This window comes from Planomonospora algeriensis (assembly GCF_977012225.1).
The window spans coordinates 1-779 of sequence record NZ_CDRNDK010000990.1 but is presented as its reverse complement, the minus strand read 5'-3'; the positions used below and the strand labels follow the sequence as shown (position 1 = coordinate 779).

Genomic DNA, 779 nt, shown 5'->3' with positions numbered 1-779 from the left:
CGACGCCTCGCGCCGGCCACGCCCCACCCCCGTCCCGCTCCCCGTCGCGCTCCCCGCGCTCCCGCCCGCCCCCGTCCGGGGTCTCCTCCGCCACACCGTCAGCCGGCGCGGTCCTCCACTTCCCGCCTCCTGACCCGATCCCGGACCGATCCCGGCCCGATTCACCCCGTTCTCATCGAAGTGGAGATCACCCATGTCGTTTTCCGCCGTGCGCCGCACCCTGGCCGTCACCGCCGGTGCCGCCGCCCTCACGCTCGGTCTGGCCGTACCGGCCCTCGCACACGTCACGATCAACCCCGGCAGCGCCGAGCAGGGCGGCTTCACCAAGGTCGCCTTCCGGGTGCCGAACGAGCGCGACGACGCCTCGACCAGCAAGATCGAGGTGGCCTTCCCCACCGACCACCCGCTGGCCTTCGTCTCGGTCAAGCCGGTGCCGGGCTGGAAGGTCGAGGTGACCGAGGGCGAGCTGCCCAAGCCGGTCACCACCGAGTACGGCGAGCTGACCGAGGCCGTCACGAAGGTCACCTGGTCGGGTGGGAAGATCGAGCCCGGCCAGTTCCAGGAGTTCGAGGTGTCGATGGGCAGGCTGCCCGCCGACACCGACCAACTGGTCTTCCCCGCGACCCAGACCTACAGCAGCGGCGAGGTCGTGGAATGGGACGACGAGCCGAAGGACGACGGCTCCGAGCCCGAGCACCCCGCCCCGGTCCTGAGGCTCACCCCGGCCGCCGCCGGGAGCGACGGGCACGGCGGCCACCCGGCCTCCCCCGCCGCCGCGG

1 protein-coding gene is annotated in these 779 nt (G+C 73.3%); it reads left to right on the top strand.

Features of this window, described 5'->3' with window-relative positions:
- Window positions 1-193: 193 nt before the first annotated feature.
- The coding region (locus ACWJ6R_RS37385; protein WP_449066713.1) for a YcnI family copper-binding membrane protein at window positions 194-779 on the top strand (586 nt) is incomplete at its 3' end.